Source organism: Rhodococcus wratislaviensis, assembly GCF_041228765.1.
GTDB classification, from domain to species: domain Bacteria; phylum Actinomycetota; class Actinomycetes; order Mycobacteriales; family Mycobacteriaceae; genus Rhodococcus_F; species Rhodococcus_F wratislaviensis.
Genome location: NZ_CP150488.1, coordinates 8,387,261 through 8,408,272 on the forward strand (window position 1 = coordinate 8,387,261; position 21,012 = coordinate 8,408,272).

A 21,012-nucleotide genomic window follows, 5' to 3' on the forward strand; every position below is an offset into this window, starting at 1 on the left:
AACGGGTATCCGCCTCTCCTGAATGACACATTCGTCTAGAACGTGTTCTAATATGACACCTGGCCATGAGTCAAGGCGCGAAGGAAAACAGGTAATGACGACCAGCTCTCGATCACGGTCCACGACGGTCGCTGCGGCGACGCTGGGCGAGGACGATCTCAGTTCCAACGCGCAGAAGGAACGGCGCAAGCGGATCCTCGACGCGACCCTGGCCCTGGCCTCCAAGGGCGGATACGAAGCCGTGCAGATGCGGGCCGTCGCCGAACGCGCCGACGTCGCCGTGGGGACGCTGTACCGCTACTTCCCGTCCAAGGTGCACCTGCTGGTGTCCGCGCTCGCCCGCGAGTTCGAGCGGATCGACTCGCGGGGAAAGAACCCGCCGGGCCGGAACCCGCTCGAACGGATGCAGCTGATCCTCAGCCAGATCACCCGGGCCATGCAGCGCGACCCACTGCTGACCGAGGCCATGACGCGCGCGTTCATGTTCGCCGACGCCTCCGCCGCTGCCGAGGTCGATCAGGTGGGCAAGCTGATGGACCGTCTGTTCGCCCGCGCGATGACGGACACCGAGCCCACCGAAGACCAGTTGGCCGTCGCCCGCGTCATCTCGGACGTCTGGCTGTCGAACCTGGTGGCCTGGCTCACACGCCGCTCGTCCGCAACCGATGTCGCGAATCGGCTCGAACTCACCGTCGAACTGCTGCTCGGTGACGGAAGCCGCAGACCCGAGTAGGACGCGATCGGGGCACAGCCCCGGCCGAGAACGCGCTCACAGCCGTCACATCCCCTAGATTTGAACATGTGAGCGCCCATGATCTGCCCATCGAACTTCGCCGTGCCCTCTCGAGGGTTGCGCGAACCCCTCGCCTGCTCGTCGCTTCGGATTACGACGGCACGATGGCCCCCATCGTCTCCGACCCCGAGAAGGCGTTTCCCCACGCCGAATCGGTGCGCGCGCTCCGCGCCCTGGCCAGCCTCGCCGGAACGACGGCGGCCGTGATCTCGGGCCGCGCGCTCAAGGACCTCGCCGCACTGTCGCGGCTGCCCGCCGAGGTTCAACTGGTCGGCAGCCACGGCTCGGAATTCGACATCGGGTTCATCCATGCGATCGACGCCGACGCCAAGAAACTTCTCGGTGAGATCACCGAGGAACTCACCCGGATCGCCACGTTGCACGCCGGCACGTCGGTGGAAGCGAAGCCGGCGAGCGTCGCCCTCCACGTCCGCAACGCCGACGCCGAGGAAGGCGCCCAGGCCCTGGCCGCGGTGCGCGCCGACGCCGGGCAGCGCGTGGGTGTGCAGGTCACCGAGGGCAAGTCCGTCATCGAACTGGCCGTCGTCGCCACCGACAAGGGGCATGCGCTCGACCTGATCCGCCACCAGGACGGCGCGACGGCAGCGGTCTTCGTCGGCGACGACGTCACCGACGAGAAGGCGTTCGCGCGCCTCCAGGGCCCCGACCTCGGCGTGAAGGTGGGCCCCGGCGAAAGCCTCGCCGAGTTCCGGGTGTCGACCACCGAAGACGTGGCCGCGGCCCTCGCGTTCCTGCTCGATGAGCGCCGCACCTGGCTGTCCGGGGCGCATGCGCCGCCGATCGAGCGCCTCACCATGCTCGCCAGTCCGCGGACCGTCGCCCTCGTCACCCCCGACGCAACTCTCACCTGGCTGTGTCATCCCGAACCCGACTCGGCATCCGTGTTCGCGCATCTGCTCGGCGGACCGGAGGCCGGCCACTTCAGTGTCGGCCCGCACCGCAGCGCGCTGCCGCTGAGCCAGCGGTACATCGACAGCACCATGACCGTGCAGACACGCTGGGCCAGCCTCTCCGTCACCGATTACCTGCCGCACGACGTCCGCCAGGGCCGCACCGACCTGACCCGGGTGATCAGCGGGCAGGCCGCCGCCGTCGTGACGTTCGCTCCGCGGCCCGAGTTCGGGCAGGGCCAGGTCATCCTCGAGGCGGTCAGCGAGGGACTGCGCGTGCACGGCACCAACGAGCCGATCGTGCTGCGCTCCCCCGGCGTGCAGTGGAACGTCACGTCCGACGGCAACCAGCAGACCGCGCATGCCGTCGTCGACCCGTCCGGTGGCGACGTCGTCCTGGAATTGCGCTGCGGCACCGAGGAAATCGGCCCCTCCGAGACTCCCGAGGAGGAGCGCCGCGCACTCGCCGAATCGTATTGGTCGGACTGGGCGAAGAGCCTCACCCTGCCCACGCTCAAACCCGACCTGATGAAGCGCTCCGCGCTCACCCTCCGCGGCCTGGTGCACGTCGACTCCGGAGCGATCATGGCGGCCGCGACCACCTCGCTGCCCGAGGAGATCGGCGGCGTCCGCAACTGGGACTACCGCTACTGCTGGCTGCGCGACGCAGCGCTCACCGCGTCCGCGCTCGTCAGCCTCGGCTCCCTCAGCGAGGCCGAGGGCTACCTCGACTGGGTGCACGACGTCCTCGAGACGCTGCCCGGCCCCGAACGCCTGCACCCCCTCTACACGCTGCACGGTGGCGGTCTGCCGCCCGAGGCCGTCATCGATTCGCTGCCCGGGTACGCCGGCTCGCGACCGGTCCGCATCGGCAACGCGGCCAATCAGCAGGTGCAACTCGACGTGTTCGGCCCCATCGTCGAACTCATCCACGACCTGTCCCACGCCCGCGAGAAGCAGGGCGTCGAGGTGGCGCTCAACGACCGCGACTGGGAACTGGTGTGCGCCATGGTCGAGGCCGTCGAACGTCGCTGGTTCGAACCCGACCACGGCATCTGGGAGATCCGTGACAACCCGCGTCACCATGTGTATTCCAAGGTGATGGGCTGGGTCACCATCGACCGGGCGGTGGCGCTCGCCGAACACTTCGGGCGGAACATCGAGCCCGGGTGGACGCCGTTGCGCGACAAGATCGCCGACGAGGTGCGCGAGAAGGGCTGGAAGGACGAGGTCCGCTCGTACACCGCCGCCTACGACGGCACCGACCTCGACGCCGCCACCCTGTTCATCGGACTGTCCGGGCTGATCGACCCGTCGGACGAGAAGTTCGCGGCCACCGTCACGGCCACCGAGGCGGAACTGCGCAGCGGGTCGACCGTGTACCGGTACCACCACGACGACGGACTGCCCGGCACCGAGGGCGGGTTCCACCTCTGCGCGGCCTGGCTTGTCGAGGCGTACCTGCTGATCGGTCAGCGGTCACAGGCGGAGGCGTTGTTCGCGCAACTGGTCGACGCCGCCGGGCCGACGGGGCTTCTCAGCGAGGAGTACGACCCCGTCGCCGAGCGGTCGCTGGGCAACCACCCCCAGGCGTACAGCCACCTGGGACTGCTGCGCTGCGCTCAGCTGCTGGCCTAGGGCGTTCGGGGCGGCCGGGTCAGCGTCTGGCGGGCCCGGCCGTCGAACCGCGCAGCAGTTCGGTCTCCAGCATCTCGACGGTCGCGACGCCGGAGTGCGACGGGGACATGAGCAGGGCGCCTGCCCGGCGACCCTTCTCTTCCTGGGGTTGCCGCACGGTGGTCAGGCCCTCACGCAGTGCGTCGTCGACGCCGTCGAACCCGGTGATCGACAGCCGGCCGGGCACGTCGATGCCCTGCCAGCGCGCCCAGTCCAGCGCGCCGAGCGCGAGGACGTCCGTCGTGCACACGAGCGCGGTGATCTGCGGATTCACGCCGAGTGCCTGCGCGGCGGCGGCGTGCCCCGCCTTTCCGGTGTGCTCGAACCGTTCGACGACGGTGAGCGTCCGAGGGTCCAGGCCGGCGTCGGACATGGCGTCGCGCACTCCCTCGATGCGTTCGCGCTGGACGTGGAAATTCGGCGACCGCAAGCGCTCGGCGTCGGCGACCCCGTCCGAGCGGTCGCGCCCCAGCCTCATGCTCAGCACGCCGATGTCGCGGTGGCCGAGCCCGATCAGATAGTCGGCGAGGCCCCGCATCGCGCCGCGGTCGTCGATGCCGATGAGCGACGCCCCCGGGATCTCCCGCGGCTGATCGCACACGACCATCGGCAGGTGACGCTCGCACACCGCCGCAAGGTACGGGTCGTCGTCCGCCACCGAGTACACGACGAACCCGTCGACGCCCGCCTGCTGCACGACCGCGGCGGCGTCCGCCTCCTCGCGGCCCGGGCCCGCCGGAATCAGGAGCAGGCCCTGCCCGGCGGCCTCGCACGACTCGGCCAGTCCGGACAGAAAGCTCATCGCGGCGGGGTCGCGGAAGGAGTAGCTGAGGGCCTCGGTGAGCAGTAGTCCGACGGCTCCGGCCTTGCGGGTGCGCAGGGATCGGGCAACCGGGTCGGGGCCGGGGTAGCCGCGGCGCTTGGCCGCCTGCAGCACCCGGTCGCGAAGTTCCGCGGAGAGTTGATCCGGCCGGTTGTAGGCGTTGGACACCGTCGTTCGCGAAATATTGAGCTCGGCCGCGAGCGACGCCAGCGTGGCTTGGCGACGAGGCTGTCGAGACCTGGGCATAGGGGGACGTTAGTACCTGGCCCGCGTTCGGGCGCGTCGGGGCTGCACCGAAAGTGCACTACCAGGACCTATCCGCTAAAGTGCAACGGTAACGGTTTCCAATAGCGTTTAGCGTTCGTCTCGGTCAGGAGTTTTCTGTGCGCGCTTCCTCAGGTTTTCGTGCCGCCACGGCGGCCGTCGGGCTGTCGTTCGCCGCGGCCCTCACCCTCACCGCGTGCGGCTCCGACACGACCGGCGACGGCACCCTGACCGTCGTCGCGTCGACGAACGTGTGGGGCAGTGTCGCGCAGGCCGTCGCCGGCGACAAGGTGGACGTCACCTCGATCATCACCGAACCGTCGTCCGACCCGCACTCGTTCGAGGCGAGCCCCACCGACGCCGCCAAACTCACCGACGCCTCCCTGATCGTCTACAACGGCGGCGGGTACGACCACTTCGTCGACGACATCATCGGCACCGGCAACAGCGACCAGCTCACGGTCAACGCGTTCGACCTCCTCGAGGGCGGCGCGCACGCCGGCGAGGACGAGCACTCGGACGGCGGTGACTCGGATGGCGGTGACTCGCACGAGGGCCACGACCACGGCGACGTCAACGAACACGTCTGGTTCGACGTCGACACCGTCGACGCCACCGCGCAGTCCATCGCCGACAAGCTCGGCCAACTCGACCCCGACAACGCCGACGCCTACAAGGCCAACGCCGCCACCTTCCACGGTCAGCTCGAACAGATCTCCGCGATCACCGACGGCATCGCGGCCGCCCACAAGGACGCGCCCGTCGCCCAGACCGAACCGATCGCCTACTACCTGCTGCAGTCCGCGGGCCTGAAGGACGTCACCCCGCCCGACTTCACGAGCGCCATCGAGAACGGCAACGACCCCGCACCCGCCGCCATCGCCGCCACGCGACAGCTGCTCACCGGCAAGCAGGTGCAGGCCCTCGTCTACAACGTGCAGACGCAGGACCGGGTCACCCAGGACGTGCGGGCCACGGCCGAGTCGGCGGGAATCCCCGTCGTCGAGGTGACCGAAACCCTGCCCGAAGGCCTGGACTACATTCAGTGGCAGACCAACACCGCCGAGTCGCTCGCCGCGGCTCTGCAATAGAACTGATCGGCTTGTGACAGAACCCACTTCGAAGAACGACGGCAACGGTCGCGTCCCCGCACTGGAACTGACGGGGGCGCGACTGTCCTTCGGCGAACGCACACTCTGGCAGGACCTCGACATCACCGTGGAACCCGGCGAATTCGTCGCCGTCCTCGGACCCAACGGGTCGGGCAAGACGTCGCTGCTGAAGGTGCTGCTCGGCCAGCTCGCCCTCAGTTCCGGCACCGCGCGCATCGCCGGATCACCGGCACGGAAGGGCAATTCGCACGTCGGGTACATCCCCCAGCAAAAGTCGCTCGACGACGGGCTGCCGCTGCGGGGCCGCGACCTCGTCGGCCTCGGAGTCGACGGCCACCAGTGGGGAACCGGTCTCCTCCGGCGCGGCCGGCGCCGTGCGATCGTCGACGCGGCAATCGCCGAAGTCGGCGCCCAGAACTACGCGGACGCACCGATCGGTTCCATGTCCGGCGGTGAGCAGCAACGACTGCGTATCGCGCAGGCCCTCGTCGGCAACCCGCAGATCCTGTTGTGCGACGAACCGCTGCTCAGCCTCGACCTGGCCAACCAGAATCTCGTGTCGGGACTCATCGACCGGCGGCGCCGCACCCACGACACCGCCGTGCTGTTCGTCACCCACGAGATCAACCCGATCCTCCCCCTCGTCGACCGCGTGCTTTACCTCGTCGACGGACAGTTCCGCATCGGCAAACCGGAAGAAGTCATGACGTCGGAGGTGCTGTCCGAGCTGTACCGCACCGACGTCGAGGTGCTGCACGTCCGCGGCCGCCTCGTCGTGATCGGCACCGGCGACGCCATCGACGCGCTCGGCAGCGCGGGCGGCCTCCGCCCCGGTGAGGGCGTGCACCACACGGACGAGGGACACGCATGAGCAACAAATTCACCGACGCGATGTCACGCATGTTCGACGTCTCGGCCACCGTCGACCTCCTGCACTACGACTTCGTCCAGCAGGCACTGATCGCCGGCGCCATCCTCGGCCTGCTGGCAGGCGCAATCGGCCCGCTCATCGTGAGCAGGCAGATGTCGTTCGCAGTGCACGGCACGAGCGAGCTGTCGCTGACCGGCGCGTCGGCGGCCCTGCTCATCGGAGTCAGCGTCGGGGCCGGAGCCATCGCCGGGTCGGTGGTCGCGGCGGTCCTGTTCGGACTGCTCGGCGCGAAGGCCCGCGACCGCGACTCGGTCATCGGCGTCATCATGGCGTTCGGGCTCGGCCTGTCGGTGCTGTTCATCTGGTCGTACCAAGGGCGCACCGGCACCAGCTTCTCGCTGCTGATCGGCCAGATCGTCGCGCCGGGAGACAGCGGCCTGCAACTGCTGCTGCTCTGCGCCGTGCTGGTCATCGGAGTCCTCGGCCTCATCTACCGACCCCTCCTCTTCGCCAGCACCGACCCCGACGTCGCCGAGGCCCGCGGCGTCCCGGTGCGTGCGCTGTCGATCGTGTTCGCCGTGCTCGTCGGCATCACGGCCGCCCTCGGCGTCCAGATCGTCGGGGCGCTGCTGGTGATGGCGCTGCTCATCACCCCCGCCGCGGCCGCCGCCTACGTCACCGCCAGCCCACTGAAGGCCACGATCCTGTCGATCGTGTTCGCCGAACTCGCCGCCGTCGGCGGCATCCTGCTGTCCCTCGCACCCGGTGTGCCGGTGTCGAGCTTCGTCACCACGATCTCGTTCGTCATCTACCTCGTATGCCGGCTCAGCGGCTCCTCACGACGCAAGAACGCGGGACGCATCGCCCCCACCCACGCACACACGCACTGAGCCGCCACTCTCCGCGATCCGACGGCCGAACCGGCCCTCACACGCCGAAGAGTGGAGGCTCAGTACAAGTCCTGCCTACAAGTGGTCGGGGAAATAAGGCGCCAACGTCGTCGCCACCTTCGTCGCCTGATCGCACGCCGCGTCGACTGTCGTGAAATCCTCCAGCTCGCTGTACCCGATCATGAACTCGAGAATCCCCGGCTCGATCGCCACCGACACCGTGCACGCACTCCCGCCGCGGAAATCCGAGACCAGAGCAGCCCGTCCGCCGATCTCGGTCTCACTCAAGACGTTGAAGCGGTCGCTCGACTCGACGCTGCTAACGGTTTCAGCAAGCGCGGAAATGACAACGCCGTAGTCAGGATTGCGCGATCGAAATGAGCATGAACGATTCGCCGGCTCATCCGAAAGCCGCGATCCTGCGCGCACGTCGATCTGCGCCGCGTGGAGTGCCTCCTGGGTAAGACCGTCGCAGGGGTGGAACGCGATCGCCTTCGCCGGTTGCTGCGCAGCTGCGCCATCCACCGGAGTTGAACAGCCGGCAATTGCGCCAATACCCATTAGGCCGGTGACGAAGGCGATTCCGCCGGACCGGCGCCTCACAAGTTCCCTCCGACCGACCCCAGACTCGACGCGATGGCCGCATCCTGCTCGTTGTATCGCGCGAGGACCGCCTCGAACATCGACTTCATGTCCTTCGCATACGTTTGATGCGCACCGAATAGACCCACCGCCGTATTCGCGAACTCGATGGCGCCACCTCCGATGGCCTTCTCGTCGAATTTGCGTGCCAGTTGCTTCGCCGAGTCGATGTCCCGCTCTCCAATTCCCAGATCAGCCGCACGAAGTTTCTGACGAGCGTTGTCTGCCAAGTCGCCCATCAACTCCGCATGCTCCTGGCACAGCTTGATGCACTGCTCTATGCCTGCGGGGTCGAGTTCGAGCCTGCCTCCCCCGGTGATGTTCTCGGTGAAAGCCTTCCATCCGGCTTCCGGTGCTTCTGGCCCCGCCATGTCGGTGTCCCCTCCGTGTGTCGTGCTGTGTCCCCACCTGTGCAATCGCCGGCGCGTGGCAATCTACCAACCGCGGGGACCGACCGACCCCGCTCGTGGAGTGGTACCGACCCTGATCAGGGTGTCGAGCGAGGATACGAGCTGGTCGGGTTCTGCCGGGTGCGCGGCGGCCGGATCGTGCGGTCCGATCACGTAGCGTCCGTCGCCGGCGATGTCGATCCAGTGCATGACGCCGACGTCCCTGCCGCTGCCGTAGCGAGGGCCGCGGAAGACTCGGATCTTCCCGCGGCCGGCGTATCCCTTCTGCACGGCGGATTCGAGCCGCGGTGCGGGGGCCACCCGGTTGACCTCCTGCAGGATTCCCCGAGAGAAGTGGGTGTCCTGTTCGTCGCGCCGCTGGAACCGGCGTCGGCCGGCGGCGTTCTGCGGGATCAGCCCGATCAGTTGGGCGCCCAGTTGCCCCGCCGCACCGGCGCCGACCACGACGTCGCCACCGATCTGCGGTGCCCGGCCGGGGAGTTGCGAAGCGATCACCACCCATTGCCGGTGTTGCGCACCGATGATGCGGATCGGGGTTTCGTCGGCGGTGGAACCCGAGATCTCGACATACACTTCTGGCTCGGCGAGCACGCCCAACGCCGACCGCACCTCGTCGTGCTCGGCTCCCGCGAAGGCTTCGCGTATCCGGTTCTGCTCAGCGACATAGGCATTGAGCCCGGGGTGTGCGCTCACGATCCGGAACGGGTACGGGATGCGGTCCTGCCCGGTGCCGGCCCACAGTGCGTCGAACAGTTCGGGACGTAGCCGCCAGTTCCGTATCTTCATGCGCCGATCACCGGCGGCGAGACGAGGGGCAGTTTGCCGATCAACTCGTTACCGTTGTCGAGGGTGATCAGGTAGTCGGGCGTCTTGTGTTCCTTGTCCTCGCCGCCGCCCCTACCGGCCCCTGCGCCGCCCATCATTCCCCCACCCATCGGGCCGGTACCCCGCATTCCGGCACCCGCGCGACCTCCGGCGTTGACCCCCGCGACCCCGGGTGCGGTGCCGGGCCGGGCTACGGCCCCCGGCCGATTCCCGGCGCCGACGCCACCGCCGAGCCCGCCGACTCCCAGTCCGCCGCCACCAGAACCCCCACCCGCGGAGCGCGAACCGGCACCCGAGGACGAATCGGCGCTGGGAGGCATGCCCGACCGACCCTGCGCCTGATCCCCCGTCACCGAGGCCGGGGCCGTCGCCGCCGGCGTGGTGGCCGCCGACGGCGCGGTTGCTGCATTCTGCTGCGTGCCATCCGCAGCGGATGGGGTGTCCGCAGCCGACGGGTCCCTCACAGGAGCGTCGCCGGAGTTCGGCTGCCCGACATTCGGTCCACCGACCCGATCGCTCGAACTCGGGGTGCCGCTCGCCTGGTCGACACCGGGCCCGGACGGACCCGAAGGAACGTCGACGATGCTCTCCGGTTTCGTGAACGACGGCACGTTGCCGTCCGAGGTCGCGAGTCCCGGGTTGTAGATCGTGGCCATCTTCTCGCGCGCCTCGCCCTCGCGCCGGTAGTACTCGTCCTCGGTGTCCGTGTCCCAGGGCGTCAACTTGTCCCACAGTCCGGTGCCGATGGTTTCGGGGACCTGCGACCGGAGCGACGCGACCGTCTCCGCCAGCGGCGTCAGCGCACCCGCGACTCCGTGAAGTTGCGCCTGCGCCTGCGACGCGGACGACGAGTACCGCTCGGTCTCGCCGTAGGCGGCCGACGCGGCAGCACCTTGCCAGCTCTCGCTGATCGTCTTCTTGATCGCGTCGCTGAACTCGACGATCGCGTCGTGGGCCGTCGTCCCCAGTTCGGCCCAGGCCCTCGCGATGCCGCTCACGTTCTCGACGTTCATGCCGGCGACGGCGCTCGCGATCCGCGCGTGATCCCATTGATCCGAGTGAAAGTTCTCGGGATCCTTGATGTATGCCGGGTCGGTCACGTTTCCCCCTCCGATGGCGCAGTCCACCACGCGCGGTCAATTGTTCTGACGCAGCAGGACCCTCACCGGTTCCGCCCGCCCCCGCGAGAGAATCTACAAGACGGCACTCGGAACCCTAGTATCGAATATGTGCCGGCAATCGATCTGAACAGCGACCTCGGCGAGAGCTACGGCGCCTGGACCCTGGGCGACGACCTGGCGATGCTGAAGCTCGTGACCAGCGCCAACGTGGCGTGCGGTTTTCATGCGGGCGATCCCGCGACGCTGCTGTCCACCTGTTCGGCGGCGTCCGAGCTGACGGTCCGGATCGGCGCGCAGGTGGGCTACCACGACCTCGCCGGGTTCGGGCGCCGGTTCATCGACGTCACCCCGCGTGACCTGACGGCCGACGTCATTTATCAGATCGGCGCCCTCGACGGGCTCGCCCAGGTTTCCGGTTCCGCGGTGGCGTACGTGAAACCGCACGGCGCGCTGTACAACGCGATCGTCCACCACCGCGAGCAGGCCCGCGCGGTGGTCGCGGCGGTCAGCGCGTACGACCCGACGCTTCCGGTCCTCGGCCTGCCCGGTTCGGTGTTCCTCGAGGAGGCCGAGAAGGCCGGGCTGCGGACGGTCACCGAGGCGTTCGCGGACCGCGCGTACACGCCCGAGGGAACGCTGGTGCCGCGCACGACGGACGGGGCAGTCCTGCACGATCCCGCGGTGGTGGCCGAACGGGTCCGCAAGCTCGTCGTCGATCACACCCTCGAAGCGGTCGACGGTACAGTCCTGCCAGTTACCGCCGAATCCGTCTGCGTCCACGGCGATACGCCCGCTGCCGTCGAGATGGCCACCGCCATCCGGTCGTTACTCGACACCGAGGGCATCACGGTGGAGCCGTTCGTGTGATGCGCATCCTCGACGTCGGAGAAAGCGCGGTCCTCGCCGAGTTCGAGGATCTCGCCACCGTGCTCGCGCATTTCCGTGCGCTGGACGACTCCCGGCCACCCGGGGTCGTGGAGGTGATCCCGGCGGCGCGCACCATCCTGGTGCGGTTCGACCACGGCGCAACCAGCCGTGACCGCATCGCCAAGTGGGTGCGGACCACGGAACCGGAGGCGATGGTCGCCGAGGACGCCCCCGACGAGATCCGGATTGCCGTGCGCTACGACGGTCCCGATCTCGAGGACGTGGCCGAGCTGACCGGTCTCGGTGTCGACGGCGTCGTCGCCGCACACACCGGAACACCGTGGACGGTCGCGTTCTGCGGCTTCGCACCGGGTTTCGGTTACCTCACCGGCGGCGCACCCGAACTTCATGTGCCGCGCCGCTCGACGCCTCGGACCTCCGTCCCCGCCGGGACCGTGGCACTGGGCGGGGAGTTCACGGGAATCTATCCCCGCAGCTCGCCCGGCGGGTGGCAACTCATCGGCACCACCGACGAACCGATCTGGGATGCCGAACGCACTCCCCCTGCCCTGCTCCGCCCCGGCGTCGTCGTGCGCTTCGCGCCCGTGAGTACTTATTAACCGCCCGACGTTAATAAGTACTCACAGGTCCAGGACCAGGCGGTCCCCCCTAGCGCGGGAGACGCAGATCATCATGCTGTTGCACTGCGCGCGTTCGCTTTCGGTGAGGAGGTCGTCACGGTGGTCGACGTCGCCGCCGAGGACCTTCACCTCGCAGGACCCGCAGATTCCCATCTCGCACGACGACGGATGGTCGATGCCGGCGTCGCGGACGGCCTCGAGCACAGTCTGGTCGGGACGTACCTGGACGAACTTCTCGCTGCGAGCCAGTTCGACCTCGAACTCACCGCTGGACGCGACCATGGGTGCCGACGCGGCGAACCGCTCGAGGTAGAGGTCGTCGGCACGGCCCGCCTTCGACATCCTTTCCACCAACGCGTCCATGAGCGGAGTGGGCCCGCAGCAGTAGACCGCCGCCCCCGCAGAAGACGCCACGATGGACTCCAGGTCGAGGTGACCGCTCGTGTCCTGCGGCACCAACTGCACCGCCGACGCGTCGAGCTCGCTCACGAATGCGAAGTGCTCGGCGGTGCGCGCGCCGTACACCAGTTCCCAGGTTCCGCCGCGCCGTTGCACTTCCCGGATCATCGGCAGCATTGGGGTGATGCCGATCCCGCCGGCGACGAACACGTACCGGTCCGCCTCTGCCAGCCCGAAGTTGGAGCGTGGCCTGCCGATCCGGATCGGGCGACCCGGCCGCAGCTCGCGATGAACCTCCACCGAGCCTCCCCGCCCCGCGGGCAGTTCGAGGACGGCGATGCGGTACCGAGTCGAGTCGGCTGGGTCGCCGCACAGCGAGTATTGCCGGACCATCCCCGACGGCAGATGCACGTCGACGTGAGCACCCGGCTCCCAGGCCGGCAGCTCACCGCCGTCCGCGCGGGCGAACTCGTACGAGGTGATCGACCGGGCCTCCCAGTGGGCGGCGACGACGCGGAGCGGAAGGGTCTGCGTATCAGACGAACTGGTTGACATGACTGCCGTCCTCGACGCGGTTCATCAGCTCGGTGAACGAGCGCCGGTAGTTGAGGGTGAACAGGTCGGCGGGTACGGAGAATTCCTGGTACTCGGAATCCCAGGGGATCTCGCGGGGTTCGATGAATTCGACGATCGGGATGTCCTCGAGGTACACCATCTCCTCGACGCGCAGGCATTCCTCCAAGTCTGCGCCGCGGTAGCCGACCTCGTTGGCGACGCCCCAGAAGATCTTGACGTGTTCGTAGTCGATGGGTGACGGGAACCCGGCGACGACGCGGCGTCCCAGCTTCTCGTAGTGGTAGGTGATGGACGCGAGACCCGGTGCGGAGCAGCGGTACCGCATCATGCAGTCGCCGTCGTTGGCCCAGTCGCCGGAGCCGGCGTCGAGCGGGCGGTCCATCCAGACGTCGAGTCCGTCCCGGTTGACGTTCAGCGGTTCGACGACCTCCGGCGTCGGGCCCATCGACACCTTGTGGACGAAGGGGAAGTGTGCGACGTCGCGGAAGTTCTCGATCGTCACGCCGACACCGACCGACGAGTCGATGGGGTCGGCGGCAAGCCATTCGAGGTCGAGGCCCTGCCACTCCTCGATCTCGTACAGGTCGCGGATCGGGTCCTCGAGCACCGTCCAGACGTGTCCGAACCGCTCGACCGCGGGGTAGGTGGCGATCGAGGCCCGCGGCGGGATCTTGGCCTGATCGGCCAGGGACGGGATTCGGCTGCAGCTGCCGTCGGCGCTGGAGAACTCCCAGCCGTGGTACGGGCAGCCGATCGAACTCTGGTGCACTTCGCCCATCGACAGGTCGCCGCCGCGGTGCGGGCAGCGCCGCGACTGCACCGAGATCCGTCCCTCGCCGTCACGGTAGATCACCAGGCTGACGCCGAGAAGTGTGGCCGTCTGGGGCTTGTCGAGGTCGCAGAGGCGCGCGACCGGGAACCAGGAGCGGCGCATGGACGCTTCGGCAAGTTCACGTTTGGTGGGGGTGGGGATCGAGGTTGTCACGAGGGTCCTTTCGGAGAGATCAGGCGCCGACGACGAGGGCTCCACCGTTGACCGCGAGGGTCTGACCGGTGATGAATGCGGCTCCGTCGGAGGCGAGGAAGGCGACGGCCGCGGCGATTTCGTGGGCATCGCCGAGACGGCCGAGGGGGACTGCTGCGAGTTCTTCGGCATAGACGTCATCGGGAACCATCCGGGTGTGGATCGCGCCCGGTGCTACTGCGTTGACGAGAATCTTCTGCGAGACGAGTTCGGAGGACAGCGCCTTCATCAGCCCGAGTTGCGCGGTCTTGGACACCATGTAGCCATAGGAGTGGCCGTCGGGAACCTGCCCCCACTGCGAGGAGATGAAGATGACACGCGGTGCCGCGCTGCGCGCGAGGAGCGGTGTGGCGGCTCGGGTGATGGCGTACGGCCCGAGGACGTTGACGGCGAGATAGGGCCGGAGGTTCTCGACCGGTGTCTCGTCGAGGGTCTTCCAGTCGTGCATGATGCCGGCGTTGTGGACCAGGATGTCGAGACGACCCCAGTTGTCGTCCGCGACGGCGACGACGCGTTCGCCGGCGTCCGGTGCGGTGACGTCCAGTTCGAGGCATTCGACGCGGCGCCCGGTGCTGTCGCGGATCCCCTCGGCGACCGCCGACAGTTCCGCGACGTCGAGATCGGCGATGATCAACTCGGCTCCGCGGGACGCGAGGGTCCGCGCGTGTGCGGCGCCCATGCCGCGTGCCGCGCCGGTGATCAGCGCGACGCGGTCATCCAGCCGAACACTCGGAATGGCGGCCGGACTCATACGCCCGCTCCCACGATGTGCGGCTCGGTGACGTACAGCATGTTGCCGTCGGGGTCGAAGAACGGACGGTACTGGTACCAGGTGCCGCTGGGGTGCTTCCACTGGATCCGCTCGTCGACCCATTCGACGCGTCCGTCCAGCGCGGCCTCGGCCTCGTCGAGGCTGTCGACCTCGAACGCGATCGAGTCGTAACCGGGTGCGTTGTCGGGGTTGACCGCGGTGCGGCGCGGCGCATGTTCGCCCACTTCGGATTTGAAGATGTAGAGCGTCACGTTGCCCATGTCGATCGCCGCCCACTCCTCCTCCTTCTCGTACGGGAGGTGGAAGGGCAGGCCGAGGACGCCGTGGTAGAACTCCACGAGTGCGTCGACATCGTGTGTGAGGATGTCCATGTTGTCGATGCGCTTCAATTTCAGCACGGTGTTCTCCTTGGTCGGTGCCGCGAAATCGGCAGGAATGGTGCAGGGCCCACCGGAATGGGCCGTCAGGGTTCCGTTCTCGACGTCGAGCGAGACGGTGGCGAGGGTTTCGAAGCGTGCCGCCGTGGGCAGGGCGGGGTCGACGTGGCAGCACGTCGCACCGCCGCCGAGCAGGTGCGACGTCATCGCCTCGACGACTGCGGGGGCATCGACGTCCGGTCTGCCGGACAGTCGACGGCGGAGCATGTCGAACCGGATCACGGTGTCCGGGCCGTCCCGGAGTTCGGTGTCGTGCAGGTTCGCCGGGCTGCTGAGGAAATGGTTGGTGTGGACGAGCAGGCCGTCGCGGTCCGGCAGGGCGTATCCGATCCCGCCGGGGTGTAGTTCGACGCTCACGGCGGCGGATTCGCCGCCGGAGTTCGCGACGAGTGTCAGCGACGTCGACGCCGAGACCTTCGCCTGGGCGAGCCGGACGAGCGCGTGGTTGAGGTCGCACGACTCGTCGAGGACGGCGCGAGCCAGCACGTGCACTGGGACACCGATCCCGTTCCCGTCCTCGGAGTGGTGGAGGATGTTGAAGTGCACGCCGAGCCCGCGGTCGTTGACGCCGATCTTGCCGACGATGCCGTATTCGGTGACGGTGGTGGTCAGATGACCGTTCTCGTGCGGGATTTCCCAGACGAACCAGAGGCCGGCGAGTTCGGCGAACCAGTCCCACGCCTGAACGGAGACCGGTGCGTCCCCGTCCCGGAGCCGGACGACCGTCGAGCACTCGCTCGGCGTGACTCCGCCGACCGCGGCCAGCACCTCGGTACGCGCGTTGATCGCCGCGACCGCGGTCACCGGAAGACCGGCGCCGTCGGCGATGCCGGCAATCTCGTCGGCGATCGCGGGCGCGGCGGCCGTGATCCGCTCGAGGGCGAGGGTCCCCCAGTGGTCCAGGTCGACGGCCGAGCCGGCAGCGCGGTCGAACAACTGCCGGTATGCGGCAACGGACGCGCCGACCTGTTCCGTATGGGCACTGCCGAACTCGTAGCCGCGGTCCCGCGGCCGGACCTGTGTGGAACGGAACCGGCGGGTCACGACGCCACCTGCAGTCGCGGCGCCACCAACTCGGCGACCTCGTCGAGGCGGGCGAACCACACGTCACCGGACTCGGCCATGTGCGCCACCACCTGCTCGAACTGGGCGAGCCGGTAGGGGCGTCCGATGACCTCGGGATGCATGGTGAAGCTCGTGTGCCTGCGTTCGGCACGGGCCGACTCGAATTCTGCTGTCCAACAGCGACGCAACTCTTCCGGGTCGGCGACGTTGCCGCCACCGTCGATGTTCCAGCCGAAGCGCGGCCAGTCGTCGAGCGACCAGTGCACGGGCAGTTCGAGGATCTCGCGGCCGTCCCAGGACTCGATGTAGGGACGGTCGTCGCCCATACAGCTGGAGTCGTAGAGGAACCCGCGTTCGACGAGCAGAGCGAACGTTTCGGGGGTGAGTTCCCAGGACGTGGAGCGGTATCCCTTCGGCCGCGGGACGCCGAGCCGCTCGAGTGCCTCGAGCCCGTTGTCGATCTCGTCGATCTGTTGCTGCTCACTCACCTTGTCGCTGCGCAGGTGCAGGTGGCCGTGGTGACCGATCTCGTGCCCGGCGTCGAGCAGGCTCGCCACCATCGCGGGGTGGTGCTCCGCGGTGTGCCCCGGGACGAAGAACGTCGCCGAGATGTCGTATCGGCGGAGCAGATCGAGGATGCGCGGCACTCCGCGCGTGACGCCGTAGCGCCCCTCGGACAGGATGGTCAGACGGCGTTCGTACTCGTCGCCCTCGCCGAGCCAGCCGGCCTCCGCGTCGACGTCGAATGTCAACGACACCGCGGCCGCCTTGCTGTCCGGCCAGTCGGCAGTGGGAAGTTCCTGAATCGTCAAGACGTGCTCCTCGTCGATTGTGCCGCTCCCGGCGGCTGAGAGAACTCGATGCTGCGCATTTCGGCATCCAGCGGGGTAGATTCAACGCTTTGCGTGTTTCAGAACACATTAACAGTGCGCAAACCGCTACACAACCCCGAAAATGCCCGGTTTGCGTCGATACTGCCGATCCGGCTGCGCATTGCGCAGCCTCGCTCCCGATGTGCGCGTTCGGCCCACCGGAAAACACGAAGGCGGCACCTCGACGCCGTAGTCGAGGTGCCGCCTTCCGGCATGGGACCCGTTGCGTTACAGCAGGTTCCAGGCTTCGGTGAGGACGCTGCGGAGGATGTTTTCGATTTCGTCGAATTCGGCCTGACCGCAGGTCAGGGGCGGGGCGAGCTGGATGACCGGGTCGCCGCGGTCGTCGGCCCGGCAGTACAGGCCGGCGTCGAACAGGGCGGTGGAGAGGAACCCGTGCAGGATCCGTTCGGCCTCGTCGTCGGTGAACGACTCCTTGGTGGTCTTGTCCTTGACCAGTTCGATGCCGTAGAAGAAGCCCTCCCCGCGCACGTCCCCGACCATCGGCAGATCGGTCAGCTTGTCGAGGGTGGCCCGGAACGCCGGCGCCTGCTCGGCGACGTGGGCGTTGAGGCCCTCGCGTTCGAAGATGTCCAGGTTCGCCAACGCCACCGCCGCCGAGACGGGGTGCCCGCCGAAGGTGTAGCCGTGCGCGAACATCGACGTCCCGTCGGAGAAGGGTTCGAACAGCCGGTCCGAGGCGATCATCGCCCCGATCGGCGAATACCCCGACGTCAGGCCCTTGGCGCAGGTGATGATGTCGGGGACGTATCCGAAGTCGTCGCACGCGAACATCGACCCGATCCGGCCGAACGCGCAGATCACCTCGTCCGAGACCAGCAGCACGTCGTATTCGTCGCAGATCTGCCGGACCCGCTCGAAGTAGCCGGGCGGGGGTGGGAAGCAGCCGCCGGCGTTCTGCACCGGTTCGAGGAAGACGGCGGCGACGGTGTCGGGGCCCTCGAATTCGATGGCCTCGGCGATCCGGTCGGCGGCCCAGATCCCGAACGCCTTCGGGTCGGCGCCGAGGGGTTCGGGGGCCCGGTAGATGTTGGTGTTGGGGACCCGGAACGCGCCGGGGGTGAGCGGTTCGAACGGGGCCTTCAGGGCGGGGATGCCGGTGATGGCCAGGGCGCCCTGCGGGGTGCCGTGGTAGGCGATGGAGCGGGAGATCACCTTGTGTTTGCCGGGTTTGCCGACCTTCTTGAAGTACTGCTTGGCCAGTTTCCAGGCGCTTTCGACGGCCTCGCCGCCGCCGGTGGTGAAGAAGACCCGGTTCAGATCACCGGGGGCGTAGCCGGCGAGGCGTTCGGCGAGTTCGATCGCCGGCGGGGTGGCGTAGGACCAGAGCGGGAAGAACGCGAGTTGTTCGGCCTGCTTGGCGGCGGCCTCGGCGAGCTCGGTGCGGCCGTGCCCGGCCTGGACGACGAACAACCCGGACAGTCCGTCGAGGTAGCTCTTGCCGGTCGAGTCCCAGATCCGGGCGCCCTCACCGCGGGTGATGATCGGCGGGGTGATGTTCTGCCCGTGACGGGAGAAATGCCCCCACAGGTGGCGCGCAGCCGAGCGTTCGAGTCCGGTCGTGATTCTTTCGGTGACAGCAGTCATCGTTATCCTCAATTGCGTTTTGGTTCAGTCTATTTCGGACCGGTTCGGGTTCCATCGGCCGGACCCGGGATGGCCACTCGGCGGATCGTCGAACACCGAGGTTGGATCCGGCATGCGTCAATCCTGACCGCATTTCCCCGCGAATTCAAGTAGTCACGGCGAGAATGTTGACGCAATACGCAGATTTTTGCCGGATTTATCGACTTAATTCGCGAACACGGGTAGCCAACACGAGATCGCTCTTCTACTGTGAGGAAATCTTTCGTCGCCCCCGTCTTGGAGTGATCTCATGACCGTCTCGGCCCCCTGCCCGTCCTCTCCCCCGATCGGCCTGCCGACCACCGTGCCCGGCTGCTGGATCGCCGGATCCCCGGCCCAAGGATCCGGCGACACCCACCGCATCCTCGATCCGGCGACTGGCGCACTCGTCACGACACTGACGCTGGCGACCGCATCGGACGTCGACGCCGCCGTCCGGTCGGCACGAGCCGCCTTCCAGGCCTGGTCGGGAGCGGTCCCAGCCGAGCGCGCAGCCGTTCTCACCACCCTCGCCCGCGCACTCGAACGCGACGCGGAACTGTTCGCCCGCGAAGAAGTCGCGCAGACCGGCAAGGCGATCCGGCTCGCACGCGAATTCGACGTCCCGGGCAGCATCGACAACATCGACTTCTTCGCCGGGGCCTCCCGCAATCTCGAGGGCAAGGCCTCCGCCGAGTACTCCCCCGACCACACCTCGAGTATCCGGCGTGAGGCCGTCGGCGTCGTCGGGTCGATCACGCCGTGGAACTATCCGCTGCAGATGGCGGTGTGGAAGGTGATTCCGGCGCTGGCCGCCGGATGCACGGTCGTGCTCAAACCGAGCGAGCTCACTCCCCTCACCACGCTGCGCCTCGCCCGGCTGGCCACTGAATCCGGTGTGCCCGACGGCGTGTTCAACGTGGTGACGGGTACGGGTGGCGAGGTCGGGGCCGCGCTCGCCGGACATCGCGGCATCGATGTCCTGACCTTCACCGGGTCGACCGCCGTGGGCCGGACGGTGATGGCGCAGGCGGCCGCGAACGGTACCCGCGTGCAGCTCGAGCTGGGCGGCAAGGCCCCCTTCGTCGTGTTCGACGACGCCGATCTCGATGCGGCCGTACACGGTGCGGTGGCGGCGTCCCTGATCAACGGCGGCCAGGACTGCACCGCGGCGACCCGCGCGATCGTGGCGGACTCGCTGTACGACGACTTCGTCGCCGGTGTGGCCGAACTGATGGAACGGGTGGTCGTGGGCGATCCCTGGGATCCGGACACCGATCTCGGATCGCTGATCACGCTTGCTCATCGCGACCGGGTCGACGGCATGGTGCAGCGCGCCCGCGCCGCCGGGTTCCGGATCGTGACCGGCGGATCCGCCCCCGACCTGCCCGGGGCCTTCTACCTCCCGACCCTGATCGCCGACGTCACCGAGGACGCCGAGATCTACCGCGACGAGGTGTTCGGACCCGTGCTCACCGTGAGCCGCCACTCGGGCGACGACGACGCGATTCGCCGCGCCAACGACACCGACTACGGTCTCGCCGCGTCGGCCTGGACGACGAACCTGTACCGCGCGCAGCGCGCATCGCGGAACATCGACGCGGGGTGTGTGTGGATCAACGATCACATCCCGATCATCAGCGAGATGCCGCACGGCGGGGTCGGCGCGTCCGGCTTCGGCAAGGACATGTCGACGTACTCGTTCGAGGAGTACCTGACCGTCAGGCACGTCATGAGCGACATCACCGGGGTCTCCCGGAAAGCCTGGCACCGCACGGTCTTCAGCGACGGACGGTAGGACTACTCCTTCGAGGGCGTGCCGTACCGCAGCTTGTGCACTTTGAGGATCGAGATGGTCTCCGTGGTGCGCACGCCCTCGATGGTGCTGACGTGTTGATTCAGGAAAGCCCACAGCTCGGCATTGTTGGCGCTGCCGACCTCGACGCAGATGTCGCTGCGCCCCAGCAGTGTCGAGACGTACGTGATCTCCGGCATCTCGGTCAAAGTGTCCACGACCTGCTGGTGCCGGGCCGGGTCGACCGTCAGGAACACCAGCGCCAGTTGCGAGTCGCCCAGCCGTTCGGGATCCGCGAACGCGACGATGCGCAGGATGTTCAGATCCTGCAGACGCTTCACGCGCGCCCGTACCGTCGCCTCGGAGGACCCCAGGTTTCGGGCGATTTCCCGAAACGCTCGCCGCCCATCGTCTTCGAGTTGCCGCAGGATCGCGCGGTCCAGTTCGTCCAGAGTGTGCTGAGACATGGACCGACTCTATCCAGAACGACGAGATCAGTGGCGTTGCGGGGCCAAAAGGCTGCATTTCGTGAATGTAAGCGAACAGCGAGTACGCATTGCGCGGCACATTTCGTCTTGTGCGACGCATTGCGCGGTGTT

20 protein-coding genes are annotated in these 21,012 nt (G+C 68.0%); 8 read left to right on the forward strand and 12 right to left on the reverse strand.

Going from position 1 to position 21,012, the window contains the following annotated elements; genetic code table 11:
* The first annotated feature begins 94 nt into the window (after positions 1-94).
* Positions 95-733, forward strand: coding sequence for a cholesterol catabolism transcriptional regulator KstR (gene kstR, locus WKC72_RS38320; protein WP_005566090.1), 639 nt, complete (start codon positions 95-97; stop codon positions 731-733).
* Positions 734-801: 68 nt separating this feature from the next.
* A complete protein-coding gene (gene otsB / locus WKC72_RS38325) occupies positions 802-3,342 on the forward strand; it encodes a trehalose-phosphatase (RefSeq protein ID WP_037242198.1) in 2,541 nt (846 codons plus the stop codon).
* A 19-nt stretch (positions 3,343-3,361) separates the two neighbouring features.
* On the opposite strand, the gene WKC72_RS38330 is transcribed toward otsB, so the two are convergent.
* Entirely contained in the window at positions 3,362-4,450 is a 1,089-nt protein-coding gene (locus tag WKC72_RS38330; RefSeq protein WP_112301991.1) for a substrate-binding domain-containing protein, read from the reverse strand.
* Between the two features lie 137 nt (positions 4,451-4,587).
* Here WKC72_RS38330 and WKC72_RS38335 point away from each other — a divergent pair, with 137 nt between their 5' ends.
* The 3 genes from WKC72_RS38335 to WKC72_RS38345 are packed head-to-tail and all read left to right on the forward strand — an operon-like array spanning position 4,588 to position 7,341.
* Complete coding sequence (locus WKC72_RS38335; RefSeq protein WP_268791794.1) at positions 4,588-5,559, forward strand: metal ABC transporter solute-binding protein, Zn/Mn family; 972 nt, start codon at positions 4,588-4,590, stop codon at positions 5,557-5,559.
* Positions 5,560-5,572: 13 nt separating this feature from the next.
* On the forward strand, positions 5,573-6,451 hold the full coding sequence (locus WKC72_RS38340) for a metal ABC transporter ATP-binding protein (RefSeq protein ID WP_037242206.1): 879 nt from the start codon (positions 5,573-5,575) through the stop codon (positions 6,449-6,451).
* The gene (locus WKC72_RS38345; protein WP_370181371.1) at positions 6,448-7,341 is read left to right on the forward strand and encodes a metal ABC transporter permease; all 894 of its coding nucleotides are present in this window, start codon (positions 6,448-6,450) and stop codon (positions 7,339-7,341) included. Before WKC72_RS38340 ends, WKC72_RS38345 begins: the two co-directional genes overlap by 4 nt.
* A gap of 75 nt (positions 7,342-7,416) precedes the next feature.
* Here WKC72_RS38345 and WKC72_RS38350 read toward each other — a convergent pair whose 3' ends face one another.
* The 4 genes from WKC72_RS38350 to WKC72_RS38365 all read right to left on the reverse strand — a co-directional run bounded on the left by WKC72_RS38350 (position 7,417) and on the right by WKC72_RS38365 (position 10,318).
* The gene (locus tag WKC72_RS38350; protein ID WP_370181372.1) at positions 7,417-7,944 is read right to left on the reverse strand and encodes a DUF3558 domain-containing protein; all 528 of its coding nucleotides are present in this window, start codon (positions 7,942-7,944) and stop codon (positions 7,417-7,419) included.
* Positions 7,941-8,354 (reverse strand): hypothetical protein, encoded by a 414-nt coding sequence (locus WKC72_RS38355; RefSeq protein WP_370181373.1) that lies wholly within the window; start codon positions 8,352-8,354, stop codon positions 7,941-7,943. The genes WKC72_RS38350 and WKC72_RS38355 overlap by 4 nt, the downstream gene beginning before the upstream one ends.
* Before the next feature lie 63 nt (positions 8,355-8,417).
* Positions 8,418-9,179 (reverse strand): ESX secretion-associated protein EspG, encoded by a 762-nt coding sequence (locus WKC72_RS38360; protein ID WP_370181374.1) that lies wholly within the window; start codon positions 9,177-9,179, stop codon positions 8,418-8,420.
* A complete protein-coding gene (locus WKC72_RS38365; RefSeq protein WP_370181375.1) occupies positions 9,176-10,318 on the reverse strand; it encodes a hypothetical protein in 1,143 nt (380 codons plus the stop codon). Before WKC72_RS38365 ends, WKC72_RS38360 begins: the two co-directional genes overlap by 4 nt.
* Before the next feature lie 129 nt (positions 10,319-10,447).
* On the opposite strand from WKC72_RS38365, the gene WKC72_RS38370 reads away from it, so the two are divergent.
* Together WKC72_RS38370 and pxpB are read left to right on the forward strand one after the other, a co-directional pair.
* Positions 10,448-11,206, forward strand: a complete 759-nt coding sequence (locus tag WKC72_RS38370) for a LamB/YcsF family protein (protein ID WP_370181376.1) — start codon at positions 10,448-10,450, stop codon at positions 11,204-11,206.
* Positions 11,206-11,826 (forward strand): 5-oxoprolinase subunit PxpB, encoded by a 621-nt coding sequence (gene pxpB / locus WKC72_RS38375; RefSeq protein ID WP_370181377.1) that lies wholly within the window; start codon positions 11,206-11,208, stop codon positions 11,824-11,826. Before WKC72_RS38370 ends, pxpB begins: the two co-directional genes overlap by 1 nt.
* A gap of 21 nt (positions 11,827-11,847) precedes the next feature.
* On the opposite strand, the gene WKC72_RS38380 is transcribed toward pxpB, so the two are convergent.
* The 6 genes from WKC72_RS38380 to WKC72_RS38405 form a co-directional block, all read right to left on the reverse strand.
* On the reverse strand, positions 11,848-12,801 hold the full coding sequence (locus WKC72_RS38380; RefSeq protein WP_128640113.1) for a PDR/VanB family oxidoreductase: 954 nt from the start codon (positions 12,799-12,801) through the stop codon (positions 11,848-11,850).
* Positions 12,782-13,807, reverse strand: a complete 1,026-nt coding sequence (locus WKC72_RS38385; RefSeq protein WP_370181378.1) for a Rieske 2Fe-2S domain-containing protein — start codon at positions 13,805-13,807, stop codon at positions 12,782-12,784. Before WKC72_RS38385 ends, WKC72_RS38380 begins: the two co-directional genes overlap by 20 nt.
* A gap of 19 nt (positions 13,808-13,826) precedes the next feature.
* A complete protein-coding gene (locus tag WKC72_RS38390) occupies positions 13,827-14,597 on the reverse strand; it encodes an SDR family NAD(P)-dependent oxidoreductase (RefSeq protein ID WP_268791801.1) in 771 nt (256 codons plus the stop codon).
* Positions 14,594-16,099 carry a C45 family autoproteolytic acyltransferase/hydolase gene (locus tag WKC72_RS38395; RefSeq protein ID WP_370181379.1) on the reverse strand — a complete coding sequence of 502 codons (1,506 nt, stop codon included), beginning with the start codon at positions 16,097-16,099 and terminating at the stop codon, positions 14,594-14,596. Before WKC72_RS38395 ends, WKC72_RS38390 begins: the two co-directional genes overlap by 4 nt.
* The gene (locus tag WKC72_RS38400) at positions 16,096-16,932 is read right to left on the reverse strand and encodes a polysaccharide deacetylase (RefSeq protein WP_037242232.1); all 837 of its coding nucleotides are present in this window, start codon (positions 16,930-16,932) and stop codon (positions 16,096-16,098) included. Before WKC72_RS38400 ends, WKC72_RS38395 begins: the two co-directional genes overlap by 4 nt.
* Positions 16,933-17,220: 288 nt before the next feature.
* Positions 17,221-18,600 carry an aspartate aminotransferase family protein gene (locus WKC72_RS38405; protein WP_370181380.1) on the reverse strand — a complete coding sequence of 460 codons (1,380 nt, stop codon included), beginning with the start codon at positions 18,598-18,600 and terminating at the stop codon, positions 17,221-17,223.
* Positions 18,601-18,889: 289 nt separating this feature from the next.
* Between WKC72_RS38405 and WKC72_RS38410 the strand changes: the two genes are divergently transcribed.
* Positions 18,890-20,416, forward strand: coding sequence for a gamma-aminobutyraldehyde dehydrogenase (locus tag WKC72_RS38410; RefSeq protein ID WP_370181381.1), 1,527 nt, complete (start codon positions 18,890-18,892; stop codon positions 20,414-20,416).
* A gap of 2 nt (positions 20,417-20,418) precedes the next feature.
* Here the strand turns inward: WKC72_RS38410 and WKC72_RS38415 are convergent, their stop codons facing one another.
* Positions 20,419-20,880, reverse strand: coding sequence for an Lrp/AsnC family transcriptional regulator (locus WKC72_RS38415; protein WP_037242237.1), 462 nt, complete (start codon positions 20,878-20,880; stop codon positions 20,419-20,421).
* Positions 20,881-21,012 lie beyond the last annotated feature (132 nt).